The 23,364-nt window shown below is 61.6% G+C and carries 19 protein-coding genes; all 19 read right to left on the minus strand.

What is annotated here, in order from left to right; all coding sequences use genetic code 11:
• Positions 1-34 precede the first annotated feature (34 nt).
• The 19 genes from tsf to nuoG all read right to left on the minus strand — a co-directional run bounded on the left by tsf (position 35) and on the right by nuoG (position 23,357).
• Positions 35-964 (minus strand): translation elongation factor Ts, encoded by a 930-nt coding sequence (gene tsf / locus KHP60_RS02120; RefSeq protein ID WP_213561926.1) that lies wholly within the window; start codon positions 962-964, stop codon positions 35-37.
• 105 nt (positions 965-1,069) lie between these two features.
• Positions 1,070-2,092: a 30S ribosomal protein S2 gene (locus KHP60_RS02125; RefSeq protein ID WP_213561927.1), complete on the minus strand. Its 1,023-nt coding sequence runs from the start codon at positions 2,090-2,092 to the stop codon at positions 1,070-1,072.
• Between the two features lie 146 nt (positions 2,093-2,238).
• Entirely contained in the window at positions 2,239-2,721 is a 483-nt protein-coding gene (locus KHP60_RS02130) for a GNAT family N-acetyltransferase (RefSeq protein WP_213561928.1), read from the minus strand.
• A 53-nt stretch (positions 2,722-2,774) separates the two neighbouring features.
• Positions 2,775-6,248, minus strand: a complete 3,474-nt coding sequence (gene dnaE, locus KHP60_RS02135) for a DNA polymerase III subunit alpha (protein ID WP_213561929.1) — start codon at positions 6,246-6,248, stop codon at positions 2,775-2,777.
• 393 nt (positions 6,249-6,641) lie between these two features.
• Complete coding sequence (locus KHP60_RS02140; protein ID WP_213561930.1) at positions 6,642-7,337, minus strand: ABC transporter ATP-binding protein; 696 nt, start codon at positions 7,335-7,337, stop codon at positions 6,642-6,644.
• A 2-nt stretch (positions 7,338-7,339) separates the two neighbouring features.
• Positions 7,340-8,629, minus strand: a complete 1,290-nt coding sequence (locus KHP60_RS02145) for a lipoprotein-releasing ABC transporter permease subunit (RefSeq protein WP_213561931.1) — start codon at positions 8,627-8,629, stop codon at positions 7,340-7,342.
• Positions 8,630-8,635: 6 nt separating this feature from the next.
• On the minus strand, positions 8,636-9,964 hold the full coding sequence (proS, locus tag KHP60_RS02150) for a proline--tRNA ligase (RefSeq protein ID WP_213561932.1): 1,329 nt from the start codon (positions 9,962-9,964) through the stop codon (positions 8,636-8,638).
• Between the two features lie 391 nt (positions 9,965-10,355).
• A complete protein-coding gene (locus KHP60_RS02155) occupies positions 10,356-10,691 on the minus strand; it encodes a DUF1467 family protein (RefSeq protein ID WP_249688443.1) in 336 nt (111 codons plus the stop codon).
• Between the two features lie 10 nt (positions 10,692-10,701).
• Positions 10,702-11,106, minus strand: a complete 405-nt coding sequence (gene mce, locus KHP60_RS02160) for a methylmalonyl-CoA epimerase (RefSeq protein WP_213561933.1) — start codon at positions 11,104-11,106, stop codon at positions 10,702-10,704.
• 23 nt (positions 11,107-11,129) lie between these two features.
• A complete protein-coding gene (locus KHP60_RS02165) occupies positions 11,130-12,803 on the minus strand; it encodes a ribonuclease J (RefSeq protein ID WP_213561934.1) in 1,674 nt (557 codons plus the stop codon).
• Between the two features lie 5 nt (positions 12,804-12,808).
• Positions 12,809-13,633, minus strand: coding sequence for a biotin--[acetyl-CoA-carboxylase] ligase (locus KHP60_RS02170; RefSeq protein ID WP_311924545.1), 825 nt, complete (start codon positions 13,631-13,633; stop codon positions 12,809-12,811).
• A gap of 2 nt (positions 13,634-13,635) precedes the next feature.
• Positions 13,636-15,075 carry an NADH-quinone oxidoreductase subunit NuoN gene (gene nuoN / locus KHP60_RS02175; protein ID WP_213561935.1) on the minus strand — a complete coding sequence of 480 codons (1,440 nt, stop codon included), beginning with the start codon at positions 15,073-15,075 and terminating at the stop codon, positions 13,636-13,638.
• Between the two features lie 7 nt (positions 15,076-15,082).
• Positions 15,083-16,594 (minus strand): NADH-quinone oxidoreductase subunit M, encoded by a 1,512-nt coding sequence (locus tag KHP60_RS02180; protein ID WP_213561936.1) that lies wholly within the window; start codon positions 16,592-16,594, stop codon positions 15,083-15,085.
• Positions 16,594-18,636 carry an NADH-quinone oxidoreductase subunit L gene (gene nuoL, locus KHP60_RS02185; protein ID WP_213561937.1) on the minus strand — a complete coding sequence of 681 codons (2,043 nt, stop codon included), beginning with the start codon at positions 18,634-18,636 and terminating at the stop codon, positions 16,594-16,596. Before nuoL ends, KHP60_RS02180 begins: the two co-directional genes overlap by 1 nt.
• A 29-nt stretch (positions 18,637-18,665) precedes the next feature.
• Positions 18,666-18,974 (minus strand): NADH-quinone oxidoreductase subunit NuoK, encoded by a 309-nt coding sequence (gene nuoK / locus KHP60_RS02190; protein ID WP_027316571.1) that lies wholly within the window; start codon positions 18,972-18,974, stop codon positions 18,666-18,668.
• A gap of 12 nt (positions 18,975-18,986) precedes the next feature.
• Positions 18,987-19,601, minus strand: coding sequence for an NADH-quinone oxidoreductase subunit J (locus tag KHP60_RS02195; RefSeq protein ID WP_213561938.1), 615 nt, complete (start codon positions 19,599-19,601; stop codon positions 18,987-18,989).
• 138 nt (positions 19,602-19,739) lie between these two features.
• The gene (nuoI, locus tag KHP60_RS02200) at positions 19,740-20,228 is read right to left on the minus strand and encodes an NADH-quinone oxidoreductase subunit NuoI (protein WP_213561939.1); all 489 of its coding nucleotides are present in this window, start codon (positions 20,226-20,228) and stop codon (positions 19,740-19,742) included.
• Between the two features lie 12 nt (positions 20,229-20,240).
• Positions 20,241-21,266, minus strand: coding sequence for an NADH-quinone oxidoreductase subunit NuoH (nuoH, locus tag KHP60_RS02205; protein WP_213561940.1), 1,026 nt, complete (start codon positions 21,264-21,266; stop codon positions 20,241-20,243).
• Positions 21,267-21,278: 12 nt separating this feature from the next.
• Positions 21,279-23,357, minus strand: a complete 2,079-nt coding sequence (gene nuoG / locus KHP60_RS02210) for an NADH-quinone oxidoreductase subunit NuoG (RefSeq protein WP_213561941.1) — start codon at positions 23,355-23,357, stop codon at positions 21,279-21,281.
• Between the last annotated feature and the right edge of the window lie 7 nt (positions 23,358-23,364).

Here is a 23,364-nt window from a genome sequence, read left to right on the forward strand (position 1 = left end):
GCGGCTGAAGAGCCGCCGTTTGCCCGGGTTCGATTTAGGCCTTGAGACCGGCCTGAGCGGCCACTTCCGCGGCGAAGTCAGGAGCCTCTTCCTTCTCGATTCCCTCGCCGAGCGCATAGCGGACGAAGGCCTTGAGGGTCACCGGCTTGCCGGCCTTGGACTCGGCTTCCTTGAGGACCTGGGTCACGGTCTTCGAAGGATCGTGAACGAAGGGCTGCTCCAGGAGGGTGACTTCCTTGAAGTAGCTCTTCAGGCCGCTTTCGATGATCTTCTGCATGACATGGTCGGGTTTGCCGGCATTCTTGTCGCGCAGGATCGCGCTCTCGCGCTCGACAGTCGCCTGATCCACGCCGGAAGCATCGAGGGCCACCGGGTTGGTTGCAGCCACATGCATGGCTATCTGGCGGCCCAGCGTGCCGAGAACGGTCACATCGCCCTCGGACTCGAGCGCCACCAAGACGCCGATCTTGCCGAGACCGTCGGTCACCGCGTTATGGACATAGGACGCGATCACGCCCTTGGACACTTCGAGCTTCGCGATCCGGCGCAGGGTCATGTTCTCGCCGATGGTGGCGATGAGCTCCTGCAGGCGATCCTTCACGGTCGTCTGCGAACCGGGGAAATGGGTAGCTTCGAGCGACTCGATGGTGCCGTCTCCCATCAGACCGATCTTGGCGGCTTCGCGAACGAACGCCTGGAACTGGTCGTTGCGGGCCACGAAGTCCGTCTCGGAGTTGACCTCGAGGATCGTGGCAGTGTGACCGGAGGACTCGACAGCCACGAGGCCCTCGGCTGCCACGCGGCCGGCCTTCTTGGCAGCCTTCGAGAGGCCCTTCTTGCGGAGCCAGTCGATCGCGGCCTCCATGTCGCCATTGGTTTCAGCAAGAGCAGTCTTGCAGTCCATCATGCCGGCGCTGGTCGTCTCGCGCAGTTCTTTCACCATCGCAGCGGTAATGTTCGCCATGGCTTTTCCTTTCAAAGGTTCACGCATAGAGGGAGCCCGGCGCTCGTGGAACGCCGGGCTCGATCATTCGTTCAAGCGGCGCTGCATGTTGCGGCGCCGTGAGGCTTACGCAGCAGCGGCTTCGATCATCGAGCGGGCCTGGTTGATCCAGCCATCGCGCTCGAGGCGCCCGTTTAGCTTCAGGTCCTTGTCGAGCTGGGCGACATCGCCCGGCTGCATAGCGGCCAGCTGCCAGTAGTGGAAGATGCCAGCCTCGTTCAGCTTCTTCTCGAGCTGCGGGCCGACGCCGTTCAGCTTGGTCAGATCGTCGGGCGCGCCACGCGGGGCCGCCAGACGCTCGAACTGCTCGCCTTCATAGGCGGCCACAGCCGTGTCGTTCGCCGGGAGCTCCTCGGCCATCGGGTTCTCGGACTCGCCGATATCGATGCCCATCGCGCCGGCGCCGCGGGAGATGCCGTCGAGAGCGGCGCGGGCAACCAGATCGCAGTAGAGCGAGATCGCGCGGCCGGCGTCGTCGTTGGCAGGAACCGGGAAGGTGATGCCGTCCGGATCGCAGTTCGTGTCGACGATGGCAGCCACCGGGATTCCGAGGCGCTTGGCCTCCTGGATCGCCAGCTGCTCCTTGTTCGTGTCGATGACGAAGATCAGGTCCGGGGTACCGCCCATGTCCTTGATGCCGCCGAGAGCACGCTCGAGCTTCTCCTTCTCGCGGGCGAGCATGAGGCGCTCTTTCTTCGTGAGGCCCTGGCCGCCGCCGGCGAGGATCTCGTCGACCTTGCGCAGGCGCTGGATCGAGCCGGAGATCGTCTTCCAGTTGGTCAGCATGCCGCCGAGCCAGCGGGCATTAACATAGTACTGGGCCGAACGCTTGGCGGCATCGGCAACCGCATCGGCGGCCTGACGCTTGGTGCCGACGAACAGCACGCGGCCACCCTTGGCGACCGTATCGCTGACGGCCTGGAGGGCGCGGTGCAGCATCGGAACCGACTGAGCGAGGTCGATGATGTGGATGTTGTTGCGTGTGCCGAAGATGTATTGACCCATCTTCGGGTTCCAACGATGGGCCTGGTGGCCAAAGTGAGCGCCAGCCTCAAGCAGGCTGCGCATCGAGAATTCAGGAAGCGCCATAAGTTTTTCTCCGGTTAAGCCTCCGCGGAACAAGTGGACCGGTCGAGCCGGCCACCGGGGTTTCCTCATGGGCTCATGAGGGGATTCCGCGTGTGGGATAGGCGCGCATATAGGGGTAAAGGCGCCGAAATGCAAGCCGGAGGATGTCAGCGCCGGGGAGACGCCTCAGCCGGCTTATCCGCGCATGGAAATCGCTTGCAGAGAAAGAAGCGGGCATGGCCCTGAGGCTCCTCCCCCTCCCGGTTCTTCAGCATCCCGAAGGTTTCATAGCCAAGCTTCATGTAGAAGTTTCGGGCGCGCTGACTGGACGAATCCAGCCAAGCGCCATGGCAGCCTCGGCTCGAGGCCTCCTCTTCGGCCAATCGCACCATTCTGGCACCGAGGCCCTGGCCACGGAGGCCCTCTGCAACCCAGAGCATCTTGATCAGCAGCCATCCGTAGGACGTTCCACCGATGAGCCCACCCAGAATCGCGCCTTCGCTGTCCCGGGCGAGAATTCCGAAGGGTGCATAGTCGCTAGCTGGAACGTTCTGCCTCAAGGAATCGAGAAGGCGCGTCTCGATCTCCCTCGCGAATGCGCCGGGATCGGGCTCGACCGCTATACGGATATCAGACAGCCGCCCATCCATTGCCTCTCCGATGGGTTTTCGATTTATGCCGCAGCATCACCGCCATGATCGGCTTAGTTCATGTGAACGTCCACCACCCCAGGCACGGCTCGGAGTGCTCCGGCGACCTGAGGCGTGGCCATGTACTTGCCGGGCAGCTTGACCTCGACCTCCCGGTCGCCGTCGTCGAGGATGAGAACGAGGGACACCTCTCCCTCACCTCGCCCCTTGAGCCGCTCGAACACGCTCGTGATCGGCCGCTCGTCGCGCAGAAAAATCCGCATGCTCTTCTGATGCTTGGCAAGCGCCTCATCCAGGGGCTCGGCCATGCCGATGCGCGCTCTGACCTCTTCGCCCTCAAGGCCGGCCTGCAGCATCAGGACCACGGCCGATCCGGGCTCCAGAACGTCGCGAAGGCGCTGCAGTCCCTCGGAGAAGATGATGGCCTCGAACTGCCCGGTCTGATCCGACAGGGTAAGGATGCCCATCTTGTTGCCGGTCTTAGTGCGGCGTTCCTGACGGTCGAGGATCGTGGCGGCGACCCGCCCCACGGAATTGCCCGCTTTTACCGAACGGCAGAATTCGACCCAGGTTTGCACACGCAGCTTCTTCAGGAGTTCGCCGTACTCGTCGAGCGGATGTCCTGAGAGGAAGAAGCCGACCGCGTCATACTCGCGCTGCAGCCTCTCGGCGGCAGGCCACGGATCGTAAGCTCCGATGCGCAACTGCACATCCGCCGAGGCGACGCCGCCGAACATATCCATCATACCGCCATTGGCAGCCTCGTGAGACTGCTGGGCGAGACTCATCATAGCATCGATGGAGGCACAAGCCTTGGCACGATCGGGCTCGAGCTCATCGAAGGCGCCGGCCGCAATCAGGTTTTCTAACGTACGCTTGTTGAGCATGCGCGGATTGATGCGCCGGGCGAAGTCGGCAAGATCCTTGAACGGCTGGTCAGCGCGCGCCTCGACCACACTCTCGACGGCCTGGCGCCCGACGCCTTTAACGGCTGCAAGGGCATACAGAATCTGGCCCTTTCGCTCCCCGTCATATGTCACGTCGAAGACGACGCCTGAGCGGTTGATCGAGGGCGGGATCACCTTGAACTCGAGTCGCTGAGCCTCGCGGCGGAATTCTGCGAGTTTGTCTGTATTGTCGAGATCGAGCGTCATCGACGCAGCCAGGAACTCGACTGGATAATTGGCCTTGAGATAGGCTGTCTGGAAGGCCACCAGCGCATAGGCTGCCGCGTGACTCTTGTTGAAGCCGTAATCCGCGAACTTGGCGAGAAGATCGAAAATCTCGTTCGCCTTCGCCTTGTCGAGACCGCCCTTGGTGGCACCTGAGACGAAGCGCTCGCGCTGGGCGTCCATCTCGGCCTTGATCTTCTTACCCATGGCGCGGCGCAGAAGATCTGCATCTCCGAGCGAGTATCCGGAGAGGACCTTCGCCACCTCCATCACCTGCTCCTGGTAGACGATGATGCCGAAAGTCTCGCGCAGGATCGGCTCCAGCTTGTCGTGAGGGTACCAGTCCCTCTTGTTGTGCTCGTCCTTGCCGAGCTTGCGTGCGCAATAGACCGGAATGTTCGCCATCGGGCCCGGACGGTAGAGCGCCACGAGGGCAATGATGTCCTCGAAACGGTCGGTCTCCATTTCGACGAGTGCTTTTCGCATGCCCGCCGACTCCACCTGGAACACGCCGACCGTCTCGCCTCGCTGGAGCATCTCGTAGGTCTTGCGGTCGTCGAGCGGCAGAGCCGAGAGATCAACCTCGATCCCTTTTCGCCGAATGAGGTCGACAGCCGTGCGCAGAACAGTGAGCGTCTTGAGGCCCAGGAAGTCGAACTTCACCAGGCCTGCCTGCTCGACCCATTTCATGTTGAACTGAGTCACCCGCATACCGGTCTTCGGATCTCTGTAAAGCGGGACCAGTTCTTGAAGCGGGCGGTCGCCGATCACGACGCCGGCGGCGTGGGTCGAGGCGTGCCGGTGAAGGCCTTCGAGTTTCTGCGCGATGTCGAGCATGCGCTTGACGACCGGCTCCTCATCGATAGCCGCCTGCAATTTCGGCTCGCCCTCGATGGCCTGCGCAAGCGTTACCGGATTGGCCGGATTCTGGGGCACCAGCTTGGTGAGCTTATCCACTTGCCCGTAGGGCATTTCGAGCACGCGACCGACGTCGCGTATCACGCCGCGGGCGAGCAGCGTGCCAAAGGTGATGATCTGCGCGACCTGCTCCTCGCCGTAACGCTGCTGAACATACTCGATAACGCGTTCACGGCCCTCGACGCAGAAGTCGATATCGAAGTCCGGCATCGAGACACGTTCCGGATTGAGGAAGCGTTCGAAGAGCAGTGCAAATCGCAGCGGATCGAGATCAGTGATGGTGAGCGCGTAGGCGACGAGCGAGCCTGCACCCGAACCACGGCCCGGCCCGACCGGAATGTCGTGATCCTTCGCCCACTTGATGAAATCGGATACGATCAGAAAGTATCCAGGAAACTTCATGTTCCGGATGATGCCGATCTCATAGGCGAGGCGGTCGCGATAATCCTGCTCAGTCAGGCCCGGCGCGGGGCCATGCGCAGCGAGTCGCTTCTCAAGCCCTTCTTCCGCCTGCCGCTTCAACTCCTCGCCTTCGTCCAGGGAATCAGCATCGGGACCGGTGCCGAAATTCGGCAGGATTGGCTTGCGGGTTCTTACACGCGTGGCACAACGCATGGCGATCTCAACGCTGGCCTGCAGCGCATCCGGCAGATCCGCGAACAGCTCCATCATCTGCCGGCGCGTCTTGAAATGATGCTCCGGCGAAAGACGACGCCGATCGGGGTTGGAGACGATCTGCCCTTCGGCAATGGCCAGAAGTGCGTCGTGCGCTTCATAATCCTTCGCCGACGAGAAGAAGGGCTCGTTCGCTGCGACGACGGGCAGCCCGTTGCGGTCCGCCATCGCGAGCAGTTCCCCTTCGATCAGGCGCTCATCCTCGAGACCATGGCGCTGAATTTCCACATAGAGTTGGTGGCCGAAGGCGTTTTTGAGAATGTCGAGCCGCGTCTGCGCCAGGTCCTGGCGTCCGCCGTTGCGCAGGGCGCAATCGAGTGGTCCCGAGAAGCCGCCGGTCAAAGCGATCAACCCATCGCTGTGGACCGACAAAACCGGCGCCATCACACGCGGATCCTCCCCCAATGGCACGCCGAAATAGGCGTGGCTCACGAGGCGCATGAGGTTACGATAGCCCTCCTCCGTCTGCGCGAGCAGTACAATGTTGGATGGTTGCGGCACCACGCGGGCGACCGGGTCCGGCTCCTCGAAGCACACGGAGAGTTGGACACCGGCGATGGGCTGGATGCCGGAGCCTGCAAGCTTTTCGGAAAATTCGAGGGCGCCGAAGAGATTGTTGGTGTCGGTGAGAGCAAGTGCCGGCTGCTTGTCGGCGGCGGCGAGTTTTGCCAGTTGCGCGACCTTTAATGCCCCCTCAAGCAATGAGTATGAGGAATGGACATGAAGATGGACAAAACCGATATCGTGAAGAATGCGCGCCATAAAACTCTACTCATCGAACGGCACGCATAGTGGCACGATTCTTTGCTAAGGAAGCCTAACCTCCGGTATCAAGGACTACGTTCCTGTGAATCCCGGTGGGTTGTTGTGGATCCCGGTATCAAGCGATGGGAGAAAGGACCAGAGCCCAGATTGCCACGGCTGACCCAAACATTGCGAGGGAAGCGATTTCGGCGGTGGTCTCGAGGATGAAGCGAAGCATGGTTTGATCTCCGTGTTCCCAATATGTTCATCTTTGTTCATTGGATGTTCTGTGTAAAGCCTGTGCAGGCTGTCGTCTCGGGACGGAGTCAACAGAGCGTTAAGACGCAATACGGCACCTGTTGCCGGAGCGCGGACGCTGCGTTGATCAACTAAGTCGATAATGTCGAGGCTTTAGGGCAGCTGGACAATCAGTCCGTCGCGGATCGTTACACGGCGGTCCATACGCGCTGCGAGATCCATATTGTGCGTGGCAATCAGGGCAGCGAGCTTTGAGGCGCGGACGATGGCAACGAGAGTCTGGAAGACACGGTCTGCCGTATTGGGATCGAGATTGCCTGTGGGTTCGTCCGCCAAGAGCAACCGTGGGGCGTTGGCGACGGCTCGCGCGATGGCGACGCGCTGCTGCTCGCCGCCCGAAAGTTCGCCGGGACGGTGATCGAGGCGCTTGCCGAGGCCCAGGAATGTGAGGAGCTGCGTCCCACGATCCTGGGCTTCCGTCTTCGGCAGACCGCGGATGAGCTGCGGGATCACCACGTTCTCAAGCGCCGAAAACTCCGGCAGGAGATGGTGGAACTGGTAGACGAAGCCGAGCTCCTCGCGCCGGATGCGGGTGCGTTCCTGGTCGTTCATGGCGGCCGTCGGCTTTGAGCCCACGAAGACCTCGCCCCCATCGGGCTTTTCGAGCAGACCGGCCAGATGAAGCAGGGTCGACTTGCCTGTGCCCGAAGGCGCGATGAGAGCAACGATCTCGCCAGGCCAGATCGCGAGATCGGCACCGCGCAGCACCTCGAGAAAGCTGTCACCTTGCGGATAACGGCGCTCGACCTTGGAGAGATGCAGGGCGGGTTGTGACTGGGCTAGCGGCATGCTTATCCGTAACGCAACGCTTCGACCGGATCGAGCTTCGCGGCCCGCCAGGAGGGATAGAGGGTCGCCAGCAGCGACAGCACCATCGCCATGATGAGAATGGTCGCCACTTCGGTCGGGTTCACCTCGGCCGGCAGACGGCTGAGGAAATAGAGCTCCGCCGGAAAAAGGTTAGTGCTCGTCAGTCGCGAGATGACATCGCGGATGGTTTCGACATTGAGCGCGAGGAGCAGCCCGAGGCCGAAGCCAGCAATCGTTCCCACGATGCCGATCGACGCACCGGTGATCAGGAAGACACGCATGACGGCGCCCCGCGTGGCCCCCATGGTACGCAGGATCGCGATATCCTCCGACTTGTCCTTCACGAGCATGATGAGGCCCGAGATGATGTTGAGCGCCGCCACCAGCACGATGAGCGTGAGGATCAGGAACATCACGTTCCGCTCGACCTCCAGCGCACCAAAGAAGGTCCGGTTCCGCTGGCGCCAGTCCGTCATCAGAATCGGACGACCCGCTGCCTCTTCGATGGCAACGCGGGCTTGATCCACCCTGTCAGCGTTATCGAGATAGACCTCAATGAGCTGTACGTCGTTCTGCCGATTGAAGTAGTTCTGAGCCTCAGTCAGCGGCATGAACACAAAGGTCGAATCGAACTCCGACATCCCGATCTCGAAGATCGCCTTGACCGGGTAGCCTTTGACCCGAGGTGCTGTACCGAAAGGTGTCGAGGCTCCCCGCGGCGTGATGAGCGTGAAGGTATCTCCGGCCTGGAGCGACAGTGCATCGGCCAGACGACGGCCGATGGCGACCCCCTCGCCTTCCTCGAAGTTCTCGAGCGTGCCCTGACGCAGATTGCCGGCAATATGCTCGATCTTGCGCAGATCCTCCGGGCGGATGCCGCGCACAAGGACACCGCTGCCGTTGAATTGCGAGGAACCGAAGGCCTGCCCCTCGACGAGCGGAATGGCGCGCTTGACACCCGGCACGGCGGCAATGCGCGCAGCAACCTCCGGATAATCGGTGAGAGGGCTCTCGATCGGCGCCACGAAGATGTGGCCGTTGATACCGACGATCTTGTCGAGCAGTTCCTTGCGGAAGCCGTTCATGACCGAGAGAACCACGATCAACGTGGCGACACCGAGCATGATGCCGAGGAAGGAGAAGCCGGCGATGACCGAGACGAAACCTTCCCGCCGTCGCGTGCGCAGGTAGCGCCCGGCGAGCATCCACTCGAAGAGCGAGAAGGGTTTCGTGCCTGTTGGCACCGTCTTGGCTTCTCTGTCTTTGGCCATGACAGCTTATTTATGCATTGTGAGGCGGGCGATCACGTCCTCGAGCGCGAGATGTTCACGCTCTCCAGTGGAGCGGTGCTTCAGCTCCACCTTGCCCTCGGCAAGGCCCTTCGGCCCGATCAGAACCTGCCACGGAACTCCGATGAGATCCGCGGTCGCGAACTTGCCTCCCGGACGCTCGTCCCGATCATCGTAAAGCACGTCGCGCCCAGCAGCGCCCAACTCGCGGTAAAGACGCTCCGAGGCGGCATCGGTCGCCGCGTCACCGGGTTTCAAATTCAGGATCGCCACGTCGAAGGGAGCAACTGCTTCCGGCCAGATGATGCCATTCTCGTCATGGCTGGCCTCGATGATTGCGGCAATCAGGCGGCTCGGGCCGATGCCGTAGGAGCCCATATGGACCGGCCTCTCCTGCCCGTCGGGACCCATGACCTTCGCACCCATTGGCTCGGAATACTTGGTGCCGAAATAGAAGATGTGGCCGACCTCGATGCCGCGGGCAGACATCTTCTTGTCCTCCGAAACCGCGTGGAAAGCCGCAGCGTCGTGCATTTCGGATGTCGCCGCATAGAGCGACGTCCACTTGTCGACAGTGCTCTGGAGACCGGGAATATCATCAAAATTCGTGTCGGCCGATGGAATCTCGAAGTTCAGGTAATCCGCATGGCAGAAAACCTCGCTCTCGCCCGTCGAGGCCAGGATGATGAATTCGTGGCTCAGATTTCCTCCGATGGGGCCAGTGTCGGCGCGCATCGGGATCGCCTTCAACCCCATCCTGGCGAAGGTCCGAAGGTATGCCACGAACATCTTGTTATAAGAATGCACGGCGCCCGCCTGATCCAGATCGAAGGAATAGGCATCCTTCATCAGGAACTCGCGCGAGCGCATGACACCGAAGCGCGGACGCACCTCGTCGCGGAACTTCCACTGGATGTGATACAGGTTCAGCGGCAGATCCTTGTAGGAGCGCACATAGCCCCGGAAGATCTCCGTGACCATTTCCTCGTTGGTCGGGCCGAAGAGCATATCGCGCTCGTGCCGGTCCTGGATGCGCAACATCTCCTTGCCGTAGGCATCGTACCGGCCCGATTCCCGCCACAGGTCGGCCGATTGGATCGTCGGCATGAGAAGCTCGATGGCGCCGGAGCGGTTCTGCTCCTCGCGGACGATGGCATTGACCTTGTTCAGCACCTTCAACCCAAGCGGCAGCCAGGCATAAATTCCAGCGGCTTCCTGGCGGATCATGCCGGCGCGCAACATCAGACGGTGAGAGACGATCTCCGCCTCTTTCGGCGTCTCACGGAGAATGGGGAGGAAGTAGCGGCTCAAACGCATGGGACGCCTTTGGGTCTCGATCAGAACAGGGAAAGGTAGCGACTCGCTTCCAGCACACAACACAGGCCCCAGGCAAAAGACAAGCTGTCATCGACCGGTCGGGCCTGCGGCGAGACGGATTAGACCAAAGATCAATACAAGAAATGCCAAAAAATGCATCAGAAAGTGCCTACAAAAGGTGACACCGCTGGGCAAGGTGACTATAAACAAAACCCTAACGTCTTAGACCTTCAAAGGTCAGAGGCTACGGTCCGAGTTTCGGGAGGAACAAGGTCCCCAAGCGCCCTGAGGCGCTGGTCTTAGAAAGCCAGGGATCAAAAATTGCCAAAAGGCAGTTTAGGCAAGGCGAAAGCCTTGCTTTTCTTTTTTAAGCCCTCCGCTCTTCTTTCGATCAAAGGCCGGCCAGAGGAAAAACCGCCGCGACCACTATGAGAACGACGGACGCGACAAACGTCGTCCAGATCGCCTTTTCTCGCAGTGCCGGAAGCGCCGGGGCTCCGGGCTCGCTTCCTTGGACGACATCTCCGCTTTCCACTTGGCTGCGGACGCCGAAGGGGAGGACGGCAAAGAGCAGGATCCACCAGATCACGAAATAAAGAGCCAAGCCTCCGCTCACCCGCAGGCCAAAAGCATTGACGGCGACAGTGATGGCGGTGCCTGACACGGCCGCGACGACGGCAATCGTGGACCAGAGCGATCCCGCAAGGGTTTTTACAAAGCTTATCAACAGCTTGTCCTCAGGCTTGCTCAAGTTCTATGAGCGCGCCGTTGAAGTCCTTAGGATGGAGGAAAAGCACGGGCTTTCCATGGGCCCCGGTCTTAGGCTCGCCGGAGCCAAGCACCCTCGCCCCGGAACTCACAAGCCGATTCCGCGATTCGACGATATCGTCTACCTCGTAGCACACATGATGTATCCCGCCGTCGGGATTCTTCTCCAGAAACCGGGCGATCGGCGATTCTCCGCCGAGGGGTTCAAGGAGTTCGATCTTGGTATTGGGCAGGGTGATGAAGACGACCGTGACGCCATGTTCTTCCAGCGCCTGAGGTGCCGAGACCTCGGCTCCCAGGGTGTTACGGTAGATTTCCGAGGCGGCTGCGATATCGCGCACCACAATGGCCACATGGTTGAGACGTCCGATCATCGACAATTTCTCCCTTCCTGACCTTACGCCTCAATGACGAGCACGTGGCAGGCGGGCTTCTTGCCCCATTCCTGATTCACAGCTGCGCGGACGGCGCGGTGAACCGCGTTCTCGACCGCCTCAGGATCCCGTCGCTTGGCTTTGGACAGGCCATCCAGGAGATCGGCCACGGTGTCAGCAATGATGTCCGTCAGGTCCCGCCCCTGCCGGTTCCGGTCCGGGAGGCCCATCACATCGATCACAGGATCGCCGACGAGTTCTCCCCGATCGTCGATCGCTATCGCAACGGTTACGATCCCGGCGAAAGCAAGCTTGCGGCGCTCCGGCAGAGCCCGCTCGCCGGCACCGATGACAATGTTGCCGTCGCGATAGAGACGGCCGGTCGGAACATTGTCGACGATTTCGGCAGGACCGGGCGAAAGGCGCACGAGGGTTCCGTTCTTCGCTCGAACGACCTCCTGTACACCCTGAGCTCTCGCAAACTTGGCATGCTCGCTCAAATGCAACGGTTCCCCGTGAGCGGGAATGGCGATGCGCGGCCGCGTCCACTGGTACATCTGCGCCAATTCGCCCCTACGAGGATGACCGGACACGTGAACCAGCTCAGTGCGGTCTGTGATGACCTCAATGCCCTGCTCGATCAGGCTGTTGATGATCGAGCCCACACCTTTCTCGTTCCCAGGGATGGCACGCGATGAAAAGATCACCCGATCTCCGGCGGAGAGAGCGATATTAGGGTGCTCGTCCTGAGCGATACGGGCAAGAGCCGCTCGGGGCTCGCCCTGTGAGCCCGTCAGGATGGCAACGATCTTATCGCGAGGGATATAGCCGAAGTTGTCCGTGGAGCGGAATTCGGGCAGCCCTTCGAGGTAACCGCATTCCTTTGCCACATCGACGACCCGATCCATGGCACGACCGACGACGACCACCTCGCGACCGCACTCGCGGGCCGCTTCCGCAACCGAACGGATTCGGGCAACATTGGAGGCGAAGGTGGTGACCGCCACGCGGTGCGGCGCATCCTTGATCAACTGCGCCAGATTCCTGGAGACATCCGACTCGCTGGGGCTCGTACCTTCGCGGACCACGTTGGTAGAATCGCAGATGAGGGCAAGCACCCCCTCGTCGCCCAAGGCACGGAAAGCCTCCTCCGATGTCAGACTGCCGAGATAGGGCGTATTGTCGAGCTTCCAGTCACCCGTATGCACCACGAGACCGTGAGGCGTGCGGATCGCGAGCGCATTGGATTCCGGGATTGAGTGCGCGACCGGCACATACTCGATATCGAAGGGACCGATCTTCAGGCGCTGACCTGGCACGATCTCCCTGAGATCGACCTTCGGAGCACCGGCCTCGGACAGGCGACGCGTTTCCAGAAGGCCGATGGCGAATTTCGTGGCATAGACCGGGGCGTTAAGGCGCGGCCACATCTCGACGAGGGCGCCAATATGGTCCTCGTGGGCATGGGTGATGAAGATGCCCAGCAGGTTGTGGCGTTCTTCCTCGATGAAGCGCAAATCCGGATAGACGACGTCGATGCCAGGCAGGTTCTCCTCACCGCCGAAACCCATCCCGCAATCGACCAGGATCCACTGCCGGTTCTCCTCCGGCCCGAAGCCGTAAAGAGCAGCGTTCATCCCGATTTCGCCGAGCCCTCCAAGGGAAAGAAAGACCAATTCATCCTGGTGCGAAGCCATTAAATTCAAGACCTTTTCGAGCCAGCGTCAGGCTTGGCTATATCGTGCAGCAAATTGGGAAAATAAAGGTCGCCGGCATCGATGAGTTCCACGTCATCGCCGCTTTTCAGCTGCAGGCGCCCGAAACGGTCCAGCCCCTCGAAGATACCCGCCTTCTCGCCGGAAGGCAGGCGAAGGGTCACCTCCTGCCCGATTCCCGCCGCTCGTTCGAGCCAAAGCCGCCGGATCGCTCCGAATGGATCTGACGCATTCATCCGGGACGACATCCGCCAAGCCGAGAACACTCGGGCGAAAGCGGAGGAAAGGGCACGGAACACTTGGTCCCTGCCGAGGCTATGCTTGACTGCACGCAATGCCGTAGCAGGGTAAGGGGTACCTGTCGGCGAGAAAGCCACATTCACCCCGAAGCCGATGACGATGGCCAACGGTCCGGCAGGCTGAAGGCGATGCCCCTCCAGTAGGAGGCCGGACACCTTGGCGCCATCGAGAAGGAGGTCATTCGGCCACTTCAGAGAAAGACGTGGCGCGCCGATCCCTGTGACCGCCTCGACCGCCTCATGCAATGCGAGCCCGGCCACGAAGCCGAGTTGCGGCGCAGACGGCATATCGCATGGATCGATCAAGAGCAGAGTCGCGTAGAGGTTACCGAGGGGCGACGACCATTGCCGGCCATGCCGCCCCCGCCCCGCAAGCTGCTCGGCCGCTGTGATCCAGAGTTGTCCCGGATCGCCGGACCGAGCGGCCTGGAGAGCGTCGTCGTTCGTCGAGTTCGTCGCCTCAAGCGAGAGAAGCCGATAACCCGCGGCCTCGGTCTCAGGCGACAGATTCACGATCAGAACAACGAGCGTGCGGCGGCGCCCGCTGCGTTGACGATCGGAGCGGGCACCAACCAGAACAGCAGCACCACAGCACTCGACACCATGAGAACGAAGGTCACGCCGGGTGACATGCGCTCGAACCGCTCGACCGGTTCATCGAAGTACATGACCTTGACGATGCGCAGGTAGTAATAGGCGCCGATCACGCTGGTTACGACACCGATCACCGCGAGGGTCACGAGGTTTGCCTGGATTGCAGCGGCGAAGACGTAGAATTTCGCAAAGAAGCCGGCAAGCGGCGGAATGCCGGCTAGCGAGAACATCATCATGGCCAGGCAGAACGCCAAGGCAGGATGGGTGCGCGAGAGGCCGGAAAGATCGTCGATCGACTCGAACATGACGTTGCCGCGACGCATGGCGAGGATGATCGCGAAAGTACCGAGTGTCATGGCGAGGTAGATTGCCATGTAGATGGCAACGCCCTGGACGCCATCCGGGGTGCCGGCGGCGAGACCAATCAGCGCATAGCCCACGTTGCCGATGGAGGAATAGGCCATCAGGCGCTTCAGGTTGCGCTGGCCAATGGCGGCGAATGAGCCGAGCGCCATCGAGGCAATCGAGATGAAGACGATGATCTGCTGCCACTGCACCAGGATGCCCGGGAAGGCATCAATGAACACGCGAGTGGCCATCGCCATGCCGGCCATCTTGGGGGCGGCAGCGAAGAAAGCCGTCACAGGCGTTGGCGATCCCTCATACACATCTGGCGTCCACATGTGGAAAGGCACGGCTGAAATCTTGAACGCGATGCCGGCAGCGATGAAGACGAGGCCGACGATGGCCCCGATGCCGACATCGCCTTGAAGAACCGTGGCAATGACCGGGAAGGACACGCTGCCGGTGAACCCATAGACCAGGGATGCGCCGTAGAGCAGCATGCCGGAGGAGAGCGCACCCAGAACAAAGTACTTCAGACCGGCCTCGGTCGAGCGCACATTGTCACGGTCAAAGGCCGCGATCACGTAGGAAGACAGGCTGAGCAGCTCCAAGCCGAGGTAGAGAGCGATCAGGTCATTTGCCGAAATCACCATCATCATGCCGATGGTCGAGAGCACGATCAGGATCGGGTATTCGAAACGGTAGATCCCTTCGCGGCGCATGTAGTCCAGGGACAGGATGATGCCGCCAGCGGAGCCGAGGAGCGTCAGCGCCTTCATGAACTTGGCGAAACCATCGACCACGAAGGAGCCGCCCATGGTTTCGACCCGCTCGGACGGGAGCATCAGCACCGCAACGAAGGTGACGGCAAGAAGCGCGAGGGCAATGATGCTCATGCCGTAGCCTGGACGTTCGCCGCGAAAAGCGCCGAACAGGACCAGGGCAAGAACTCCCGCTGCCATGAGGATCTCTGGCAGCATCGGACCGAAAGCGGGAATGGTGAGGGCGGAATTCATCGGAACCTCAGTGTGCCGCGACAGCGGCCGTTTTCACGGTAGCGAGAGCGGCCTGGACGCTGTTCATGAGCGCATCCGTAGGCGCCGCGAAGGCATCCAGAATGGGACCGGGCTGCACGCCGTAATAGATGATGAGCAGGATGAGCGGCGCGAAGGTGATGATCTCGCGACGATTCAGATCCGTGATGCCCTGGAGGGCGGGCTTGTCGAGCGGTCCGTAGACCACGCGGCGGTAGAGCCAGAGCGCATAGGCGGCCGAAAGGATCACGCCGCTCGTGGCGAGAAACGCCACCCAGGTGTTGGAGCGGAATGCACCCATCAAAGTCAGGAACTCGCCGATGAAGCCCGAGGTGCCCGGCAGAGCCACGTTCGCCATCGTCAGGATGAGGAAGACCACGGCATAGAGCGGCATCCGGTTCACCAAGCCGCCATAGGCCTTGATCTCGCGGGTGTGCATCCGGTCGTAGATCACGCCAACGGACAGGAAGAGCGCGCCCGAGACGAGGCCGTGGGAGATCATGGTGAACATGGCGCCCTGGATGCCCTGCTCGTTCATGCTGAACAGGCCCATGGTGACGAAGCCCATATGCGCCACCGACGAATAGGCGATGAGCTTCTTGATGTCCTCCTGCATCAGGGCAACCAGCGAGGTGTAGATGATCGCGATGACGGAGAGAGCGTAGACCAGCGGGGCGAAATAGAGCGAGGCGTCCGGGAACATGGGAAGCGACACTCGGATGAAGCCGTAGCCGCCCATCTTCAGGAGAACGCCAGCCAGGATCACGGAGCCGGCCGTCGGCGCCTCCACGTGCGCATCTGGGAGCCAGGTATGGACCGGCCACATGGGCATCTTCACGGCGAACGAGGCGAAGAATGCAAGCCAGAGCCAGATCTGCAGGTTCGGCGCGAACTTATAGGCGAGCAGTGTCGGAATGTCGGTCGTGCCGGCGGTCCAGTACATGGCCATAATGGCCAGAAGCATCAGAACGGAGCCAAGGAGCGTGTAGAGGAAGAACTTGAAGCTCGCATAGATGCGCCGCTTGCCGCCCCAGATGCCGATGATGAGGAACATCGGAATGAGGCCCGCCTCGAAGAACAGATAGAACAGTACGAGGTCGAGGGCGCAGAACACGCCGATCATCGTCGTCTCGAGGACGAGGAAGGCGACGAAGTATTCCTTGACCCGGCTTTCGATGGATTCCCACGAGGCCAGGATGCAGAACGGCATCAGGAACGTTGTGAGCAGGATGAGCGGCATCGAGAAGCCGTCGACGCCGAGCTTGAACCGGATGGTATCGGTCAGCCAGACATGGCTTTCTACGAGCTGGAACGAAGCCGATGATACGTCGAAGCGCGCCCAGGCCACGAGTGAAAGCAGGAAGGTCGCGATCGTCGTGGCAAGGGCGGCCCAGCGGGCGTTCGAACGAGCGGCCTCGCTGTCGCCCCGCAGGGTCAGGATGAAGGCCGCCCCGACGAGTGGCAGGATGAGAAGGCCGGAGAGAATGCCGAAGCCGAGCATTAGTGGGCTCCCCTGAAGAGATAGAAGGTCACGAGAGCCGCAACGCCGATCAGCATGGCGAAGGCGTAGTGGTAGACGTACCCGGTCTGAACCCGCACCACGCCCCGCGTCACATCGAGCACACGAGCGGAGATGCCGTCGGGTCCGAGCCCATCGATGATGCGCTGGTCACCCGTACGCCAGAAGAAGCGCCCGATGGCCATGGCGGGCCGCACGAAGATCGCGTCGTACAGTTCGTCGAAGTACCACTTGTTCAGGAGGAAGCGGTACAGGATCGGGTGATCGGCAGCGAGCTTCGCCGGCTGCTTGGCGTCGATGATGTACATGTAGACAGCCAGCAGGAAGCCCAGGATCATCATCAGGGTCGGCAGGAGCGGCACCCAGCCAGGGAGATGATGAATCTCTTCCAGGATGTGGTTCTCCGGACGAGTGAACAGAGCCCCCTTCCAGAACTCCTGATAGCCTTCGCCGATAAAGGCTCCGTGAAACACCACACCGGCTATAACTGCGCCGATGGCGAGCACGATGAGCGGCAGCAGCATCACGAGCGGGCTCTCATGGGGCGTGTGAGCTCCGTGGTGACCGTGTTCATGCTGGGCATGATGGGCCGCCTCGACGTCACGGCTGTGATCGTCATGCTCCACACCCTCATGGTCATGCGGAGCATGGGCTTGGTGATCATGATGGCTATGACCCCAGCGAGCGGTCCCCTCGAAAGTGAGGAAGAACAGGCGCCAGGAGTAGAATGAGGTCATGAAGGCTGCGACGACCGTGGCAAGGAAGGCGAAAGAGCCGGCCGAGGAATGAGCCGCGTAAGCTGCCTCGATGATCGCATCCTTCGAGTAGTAGCCGGCAGTGAATGGAAAGCCGGTAAGCGCCAGCGTGCCGATGGCCATCATCGCCGTGGTCAGCGGGATGTAGCGGCGTAGGGCGCCCATGTGGCGCATATCCTGCTCATGGTGCATCGCATGGATGACCGAGCCGGCCCCTAAGAACAGCAGCGCCTTGAAGAAGGCGTGCGTGAACAGGTGAAAGACACCCGCGCCGTAGGCGCCGACGCCCAAACCGACGAACATGTAGCCGAGCTGCGAGCAGGTCGAATAAGCGATCACGCGCTTGATGTCGTTCTGAACCAGACCGATGGTCGCGGCGAAGAAGGCCGTGATGCCGCCGATGACGGTCACGACCGTGAGGGCAGCCGGAGCATACTCGAAGATCGGCGACAGACGGGCGACCATGAACACGCCGGCGGTCACCATGGTGGCGGCATGGATGAGGGCGGAAACTGGGGTCGGGCCTTCCATGGCGTCCGGAAGCCAAGTGTGCAGCAGGAACTGCGCCGACTTGCCCATCGCGCCCATGAAGAGCAGCAGGCAGGCGATGGTCAGGGCATGCCACTCGATCCCGAGGAAGTTGAACCGGGCATTTGCGAATTCGCCGACGCGCGGGAAAATCTGGTCGAAGGTGACGCCGTTGAACAGAACGAAGACGGTGAAAATGCCGAGCAGGAAACCGAAATCGCCGACACGGTTGACAATGAAGGCCTTCATGGCAGCCGCGTTGGCCGAGTCCTTCTGATACCAGAAGCCGATGAGCAGGTAGCTCGCGAGACCAACGCCTTCCCAGCCGAAGAACATCTGGACGAGGTTGTCCGCCGTCACCAGCATGAGCATGGTGAACGTGAAGAGCGACAGATAGGCGAAGAAGCGCGGACGGTGCGGATCCTCGTGCATGTAACCGATGGAATAGAGGTGCACGAGCGCCGACACGGTGTTGACCACCACCAGCATCATGGCGGTCAGGGTGTCGATCCGGAAGGCCCAATCGACCTGGAGATCGCCGACCGACATCCATTGAGCGACCTGAACACGGGTGGCCCCGTCGCCGAAGCCGACCTGGATGAAGGACACCCAGGACAGGACGGCCGCCACGAAGAGAAGGGCCGTGGTGATGATCTCGCTCGGCCGGGCGCCAAGGACGCGTCCGAACATGCCTGCGATGAGGAAGCCGACGAGCGGCAGGAAGACGATTGCGTGATACATGTTGGTTTACTTCGCCGGTCCGTTTGGGCCTAGCCCCTCATCATGTTGACGTCTTCGACCGCGATGGAGCCGCGGTTGCGGAAGAAGACCACCAGAATGGCAAGGCCGATGGCCGCCTCCGCTGCCGCGACCGTGAGGATCAGCATGGCGAAGATCTGGCCGACGATGTCGTTCAGATGGGTCGAGAAGGCAACCATGTTGATGTTCACGGCGAGCAGGATCAGCTCGATGGACATCAGGATGACGATGACGTTCTTCCGGTTGATGAAGATTCCGAATACCCCGAGCGTGAAGAGCACGGCGGCGACGGTGAGATAATGGCCCAGTCCGATAACCATTGCGTGCCCTCCTTAGATACCCTGGCGGAAGGGAACCTTCCGCACTTCGACGGCGGTTTCCTGCGTCCGGGCGTTCTGCTTGGAAATATCCTGGCGCCGCACACCCACGCGCTCACGCAACGTCAGTACGATCGCGCCGATCATGGCCACCAGAAGGATCAAACCCGCTGCCTGGAAGAAGTAGAAGTAGCGGGTGTAGAGAACCTGGCCGAGCGCCTCGGTGTTGGTCATGACGTCGGGCGCTGGGATTGGAACCGCCGGCGAGCGCACAAGGCCGGGATCAATGGCATAGGCACCGACAACCAGGATCAGTTCGAGCAGGAAGATCACGCCGATCAGTCCGCCGATGGGCAGGTATTGCAGGAAGCCCTGGCGAAGCGCGGCGAAGTCGACGTCGAGCATCATCACGACGAAGAGGAAGAGCACCGCGACGGCGCCCACATAGACGATGACCAGGATCATCGCCAGGAACTCGGCTCCCATCATCAGGAACAGGCCCGCCGCGTTGACGAAGGCCAGGATCAGAAAGAGCACCGACTGCACGGGATTGCGGGAGGCAATCACCATGAATCCGGACGCGATCGTGATCGTCGCGAACAGGTAGAAGAAGGCGGCGGTAACCGTCATGTTCAACTCAAGCCGCCCAAGGCGGCCCCTTCCGACGTGGCCCCGGAGAATCCGACGGCCTGTCTATAAAATCCGAATCCGAGGGGCACAACCCGCCGGATCTCCTTCCCCCCTGCCCTTACCGGGCAAAAGGCGCTCCTATCGGTAAGGCGCGGACTTCGCGATGTTGCGCGCGATTTCCCGCTCCCAACGCTCACCGTTATCAAGAAGCTTGGCCTTGTCGTAATAGAGCTCCTCGCGGGTCTCCACGGAGAACTCGAAGTTCGGGCCTTCCACGATGGCGTCCACCGGGCAAGCCTCCTGGCACATGCCGCAATAGATGCACTTCACCATGTCGATGTCGTAGCGCGTCGTGCGGCGGGTGCCGTCATTGCGGCGCGGACCAGCTTCGATGGTGATGGCCTGCGCAGGGCAGATGGCCTCGCAGAGCTTGCAGGCGATGCAGCGCTCTTCCCCGTTGGGGTAGCGACGCAGAGCGTGCTCACCGCGGAAGCGAGGCCCGCGATGGCCCATCTCGAAGGGATAGTTGAGGGTCGCCTTCGGCTTGAAGAAGTACTTCACCGTCAGGATGAAGCCTGAGATGAACTCCTTCAGCAGGAGGGATTGGGCAATGCGGTCGAGCTGCATGGCCGATCTCCTTTAGCGGACGCCCGGCGCATTGCCGGTCGCCATCAGGACAGCTGCCACGATGATCACCATGGCCAGGGAAAGCGGCAGGAAGACCTTCCAGCCGAGGCGCATGAGCTGATCGTAGCGGTAGCGTGGCACCAGGGCTTTCACCATGGCGATGAGGATGAAGAGGAAGCTCGCCTTCAGGACGAACCAGATCACACCCGGCACCCAGGTGAAGGGAGCGAACGGGATCGGAGACAGCCAGCCGCCGAGGAACAGGATCGTGCCGAGTGCGCACATGGTCATAATCGCCACGTACTCGCCGAGCATGAAGAGCAGGTACGGCGTGGAGGAATATTCCACCATGTAGCCGGCGACCAGCTCCGATTCCGCTTCGGGCAGGTCGAAGGGCGGGCGGTTCGTCTCTGCCATGGCAGAGATGAAGAAGACCACGAACATCGGGAAGAGCGGCAGCCAGTACCAGCCCAGGATACCGAGGCGAGTGTTCTGCGATTCAACGATCTCCGAGAGATTGAGCGTTCCCGCACACATGAGCACGGTCACGATGACGAAGCCGATGGAGACCTCGTACGACACCATCTGCGCCGCGGAGCGGAGTGCACCGAGAAACGGGTACTTCGAGTTCGAGGCCCAGCCGCCCATGATGACCCCGTAAACGCCGAGCGATGAGATCGCGAAGATGTAGAGAATACCTACATTGATGTCGGCGATGGCCCAGCCGGCGTTCAGCGGGATGACCGCCCAGGCCGCCAGCGACAGGGTGCACATCAACAGCGGAGCGAGCAGGAACATGCCCTTGTTGGCGGGAGCCGGGATCACCGGCTCCTTCAGCACGAACTTCAGCAAGTCGGCAAATGACTGGAACAGCCCCCAGGGACCGACCACGTTCGGACCACGGCGCAGCTGAACCGCAGCCCAGACCTTGCGGTCGGCATAAAGCGCGTAGGCGATGAAGATGAGCAGTGCCACCAGCATGAGCAGGCTCTTGCCCAGCATGATCGCGACTGCGAGGAGAATATCCCCAAATTCCATGATCCGTTCCTCTTACTCAGCCGCCTCGAGCTTCAGCTCACGGGCGAGCGCGGAGCACTCGGCCATGACGCCGGAGGCGCGGGCAATCGGGTTCGTCAGATAGAAGTCTTTCACCGGGCTCACGAACGGCTCGCGACCGGGAGTGCCGCCGATGCCGGCGAGCGCCTGGACGGCGGCAAACCCATCGGCCGGCTGGACCGTGTCGATGGCCGCAAAGTGCGGATAATGCGTATAGAGCTTCGCCCGAAGAGCATTCAACGAGTCGAAGGGCAGCCGTTGACCCAGAACGTCGGAGAGAGCGCGCAGGATGGCCCAGTCCTCGCGGGCCTCGCCCGGAGCGAAGGCTGCACGGTTGGCGATTTGCACCCGTCCTTCCGTATTCACGTAAGTACCGGACTTCTCCGTATAGGTCGCGGCTGGCAGGATCACGTCGGCGCGATGAGCGCCACGGTCACCATGGGTTCCCTGGTAGATCACGAAGGCGCCGGGAGCGATGTCGATCTCGTCCGCCCCGAGGTTGAACAGCACGTCCACGTTGCCCTGTGCCATGGTCTGAGCGTTCAGGCCCCACTCGCCCGGCACGAGGCCGAGATCGAGCGCACCGACGCGGGAAGCGGCGGTGTGCAGGATAGAGAAGCCGTTCCAGCCGTCCTTGACGGCGCCCACATCGCGGGCGAGCTGCGCGAGGGCAGAGAGGACCGCCAGACCATCCGAACGAGAGAGGGCGCCCTGCCCCACGATGATCAGCGGGCGCTCGGCACCACGAAGCTTTTCGATGAAGCTGTGACGGCCCCCAACCAGCTCGGCCAGCGTCTCAGGACCGGCGCCGAGGTAGTCGTAGGGATAGGTCAGATCCGCATGCTCACCGATCATCGCGATCGGCGGCGGAGCCATGCGCCAGCGCTTGCGGATGCGCACATTGACGAGCGAAGCCTCAATGCGCGGGTTCGAACCCACGATCAGGATCGCGTCCGCGTCCTCGATACCGGAAATGGTTGTGTTGAAGAGATAGGAGCCTCGGCCATAAGCCGGCGACAGCACGGTTCCATCTTGGCGGGCGTCGATGTTGGTAACGCCGAGGCTCTCCATGAGGAGCTTCAGGGCATACATCTCCTCGACGGCGGCAAGATCGCCCACGATGGCGCCGATACGCTTGGGATCTGTACCCTTCACGCGGTTAGCAATCGTGGCGAAGGCTTCCTGCCAGGAAGCCGGACGCAGGCGGCCGTTCTCCCGCACGAAGGGGCGGTCGAGACGCTGGAGGCGCAAGCCATCCACAATCTGGCGGGTCTTGTCGGTGATCCACTCCTCGTTCAACGCCTCGTTCACGCGCGGCAGGATGCGCATGACCTCCCGGCCACGGGAATCGACACGGATCGAGGAGCCGACCGCGTCCATCACGTCGACGGAATCGGTCTTGGTGAGCTCCCAGGGACGATAATGGAACGACTCAGGCTTGTGGGTGAGCGCGCCGACCGGACAGAGGTCGGCAACGTTCGCCTGCAGCTCCGAGCCGAGGGCTCGCTCGAGATAGCTCGTGATCTCCATGTCCTCGCCGCGCCATAGGGCGCCGAGATCCGGCACGCCAGCCACTTCGGCGGAGAAACGCACGCAGCGGGTGCAGTGGATGCATCGGTTCATGGAGGTGCGCACGAGCGGGCCGAGATACTTGTCGGTCACTGCGCGCTTGTTCTCGTGATAGCGGCTGGTGTCGACGCCGTAGGCCATGGCTTGGTCCTGCAGGTCGCATTGACCGCCCTGGTCACAGATGGGGCAGTCGAGCGGGTGGTTGATGAGGAGGAACTCCATCACCCCTTCACGTGCCTTCTTCACCGTCGGCGACTTGGTCGAGATCTCCGGCGGCTCACCATTCGGACCGGGACGGCAGTCGCGCACGCCCCAGGCGCAGGATGCGACCGGCTTCGGCGCACCCTTTACCTCCACGAGGCACATGCGGCAGTTACCGGCGATCGAAAGCCGCTCATGGTAGCAGAAGCGCGGGATCTCCGCTCCCGCGGCCTCGGCGGCCTGGAGCAGGGTGTATTCCGCGGGAACGTCGACCTCGACGCCATCAACGATGATTTTCGCCATCTTCAAT

This window comes from Microvirga sp. 3-52, assembly GCF_018383585.1.
GTDB lineage: Bacteria > Pseudomonadota > Alphaproteobacteria > Rhizobiales > Beijerinckiaceae > Microvirga.